This is a genomic window from Wolbachia endosymbiont of Pentalonia nigronervosa (genome assembly GCF_014534705.1).
Lineage (GTDB): Bacteria > Pseudomonadota > Alphaproteobacteria > Rickettsiales > Anaplasmataceae > Wolbachia.
In genome coordinates, this window is the sequence record NZ_JACVWV010000103.1 from 1 (window position 1) to 3,044 (window position 3,044).

Genomic DNA, 3,044 nt, shown 5'->3' on the forward strand with positions numbered 1-3,044 from the left:
CTGTTCGCCCTATCCACATCACTGCTGCTATGAACTTTCTGTTGTCCTTTGCACTCCTTCCACTATCCCCTTTCTTTCCGGGTAAACTCTCCTTTATCCTTTCCCATTGCTTATCTTTTAAGTCGTATAACATCCTTAGCTTCTCTCAAAAATTGTTATTATAACTCCTTTCTTTTTGAATGTCTACACTACCTAAGCAGGAGTGGCAGAAAATAAGAGACCGTAATGAAGCACTTGATTGCCGAATTTATGCCAGAGCAGCATCTATAGCCCTTGGGATTGATCGTTGGCAAGAGAGTAAATGGGTTAGTTTGAGTGAAAAGACTGAGAGCAAAAAGCCAAAGAAAATAGTCAAAAGTAAATGGATAGAAAATGTACACTGAAGAATATTTAGCTCAAGTTGAGCAAGCAATTCAGAAACTGCAAAACGGCAGGAGAGTGGTATCAATTGCTTACGGTGATCATGTGGTGAGGTATGCAGAGGTGCAAATAAATGATCTACTGAATTTAAGGCAACGAATTAAAGCTGAATTGAAAATTGCAGGTGTGAAGCCAAAGAGAAGGATTGTGATTGCAACAAATAAAGGGATTGTATAATAGTAAAAACTATTTAAAGGATAACCAATGGCAAAAATTATAGCAAAAGAGTACACGGAGTTTTTAGAGCATTTGAAAGAACATATTGCTACCAATCGTTATAAAGCAGCGCTTGCAGTAAATAGCAAACTTATTTTACTTTACCACCATATTGGTACAGAGATCTTAAAACGCCAAAAGGAACATGGTTGGGGTGCAAAAGTTATTGATCAATTGAGTAAAGATTTAAGAAGTGTATTTCCAGAAATGAAGGGATTTGGTATTGCTAACCTACATAATATGAGGCGTTTTGCAGAACTTTATCCAGACCCTGAATTTCTACAGCAAGCTGCTATAGAATTACCATGGTATCATCATGTTGTTCTAATGAATCAAGTGAAGGAGCACGAAGCAAGACTTTTTTATATGCGAAATGCTTCAGAATATGGCTGGTCCCGTTCTATTCTAATGCACCAAATAGAGCTTGATCTTCATAAACGTCAAGGTAAAGCAGTTACAAATTTTAAGGAAAAATTGCCTTCTCCACAATCAGACTTAGCAAATCAAACTCTCAAAGATCCATACATTTTTGATTTTTTAAGCATAGGCAAGGATGCCCACGAAAGAGAAATAGAGAAAGGATTAGTAGCACATATAGAGAAGTTTCTTATGGAACTTGGAGCAGGCTTTTCTTTTGTTGGACGCCAATATCATTTAACAGTAAGGAAAAAGGATTATTATTTAGATCTTCTGTTTTATCACTTAAAACTCAGGTGTTTTGTAGTAATAGAAATTAAAGCAGTTGAGTTCGAACCTGAACATTCTGGTAAGATAAACTTCTATTTATCAATAGTTGACGATTTGCTAAAACATTCCACAGATAATCCTTCCATTGGCTTAATTTTATGTAAATCTAAGGATAATGTGTTGGCTGAATACGCTCTACGAGATATAAATAAACCAATAGGCCTTGCTGAATACCGAATAACTGAAAACCTGCCAGAAAATATTAAAACAGCTCTGCCAACTATAGAAGAGTTAGAAGCTGAGTTATCAAAAATTTCAGATAAAGAAAAGTAATGCTCTTAAAATCATTCAAACAACTATTCAAAAAACCAAAAATTCAAAGTTCTGCATGGGATGCGTCAGGATCAGGAAGAAGAGTAATGTACTGGCAGCCAGAAAGGAGTGGAATAAATAGTTTACTTTCACATAACCTGGAACACCTACGCAGCAGATCACGGGACATGGTGAGAAAAAACCCATATGCTGCAAATATTATTGATACAATCGTTTCAAATTGTGTTGGCACGGGAATCAAGCCGCAATCAAAGGCTAAGGATCCAGAATTTCGTAAAAAAGTGCAAGAGCTGTGGTTGAGGTGGACAGATGAAGCAGATAGCTGTGGAACAAGTGATTTTTATGGATTACAAGCTCTAATTTGCAGAAGTATGATTGAGGGTGGAGAGTGTTTTGTACGATTGAGGAATCGTAAACCTGAAGATAGATTCTCTGTACCATTGCAGCTACAAGTACTGGAATCAGAGCATTTGGATAACAAGAGCAATCAAACTTTAGCAAATGGCAATATTATTCGCAATGGTATTGAATTTAACCGACTTGGGCAAAGAGAAGCGTATTACCTCTTTCGAGAGCATCCTGGTGAAGGATCATTTGGAGAATCAGTTAGAGTACCAGCAAGTGATGTTTTGCATATCTATAAACCGCTGAGACCAGGGCAAATTCGAGGAGAACCCTGGCTTTCAAATGTACTTTTAAAACTCTATGAACTTGATCAATATGATGATGCTGAATTAGTGCGAAAAAAGACTGCAGCGATGTTTGCCGGGTTTATCACGAGACTTGATCCAGAAGCAAACATTTTAGGAGAAAGTGAAGCAAATGAGCATGGGGTAGCATTATCAGGTTTAGAGCCAGGAACTATGCAGCTTTTAGACCCAGGGGAAGACATTAAATTTTCAGAGCCATCTGATGTGGGTGGCAGTTATGAAGCGTTCATGAGGCAGCAATTAAGAGCTATAGCGATCGGTATGGGTATCACTTATGAGCAACTGACAGGGGATTTAACTAACGTAAATTATTCATCAATTCGAGCTGGATTAATTGAGTTTCGAAGAAGATGTGCGATGTTACAACACAATATTATGGTATTTCAATTTTGCCGACCAGTGTGGAATAGATGGATAGAGTTAGCTATTTTATCTGGAAAGCTTTCTACAACAGGAAAAGAAACATCGAAAGAAGTAAAATGGATAGCACAGGGGTTTGATTGGGTGGATCCGTTAAAAGACCAGCAGGCACAACAGATGGCAGTAAGAAATGGGTTTAAGAGTCGTTCAGAAGTAGTTTCAGAGCTGGGTTATGATGTTGAGGAAGTAGATCAAGAAATAGCAGAAGATCAAAGACGTGCTGACTCTTTCAACCTATTTTTTGACTCTGATGCTAGG

Annotated in this window: 3 protein-coding genes and 1 pseudogene; all 4 read left to right on the forward strand. The window is 37.7% G+C overall.

Annotation, left to right across the window (positions count from 1 at the left end; translation table 11 throughout):
• Positions 1-194: 194 nt before the first annotated feature.
• A pseudogene (locus IC220_RS06700) lies at positions 195-383 on the forward strand (terminase gpA endonuclease subunit); the annotation flags it as partial.
• Positions 373-597: a gpW family head-tail joining protein gene (gpW, locus tag IC220_RS06705; protein ID WP_188153689.1), complete on the forward strand. Its 225-nt coding sequence runs from the start codon at positions 373-375 to the stop codon at positions 595-597. The pseudogene IC220_RS06700 and the gene gpW, both read left to right, overlap by 11 nt.
• Positions 598-624: 27 nt before the next feature.
• On the forward strand, positions 625-1,656 hold the full coding sequence (locus IC220_RS06710; protein ID WP_188153690.1) for a PDDEXK nuclease domain-containing protein: 1,032 nt from the start codon (positions 625-627) through the stop codon (positions 1,654-1,656).
• A partial coding sequence (locus IC220_RS06715; protein WP_188153691.1) for a phage portal protein occupies positions 1,656-3,044 on the forward strand: 1,389 nt, incomplete at its 3' end. The genes IC220_RS06710 and IC220_RS06715, both read left to right, overlap by 1 nt.

Coding starts and splice junctions, on each gene's coding strand:
- gpW (WP_188153689.1), top strand. CDS start 373: ATGTACACTGAAGAATATTTAGCTCAAGTTGAGCAAGCAATTCAGAAA.
- IC220_RS06710 (WP_188153690.1), top strand. CDS start 625: ATGGCAAAAATTATAGCAAAAGAGTACACGGAGTTTTTAGAGCATTTG.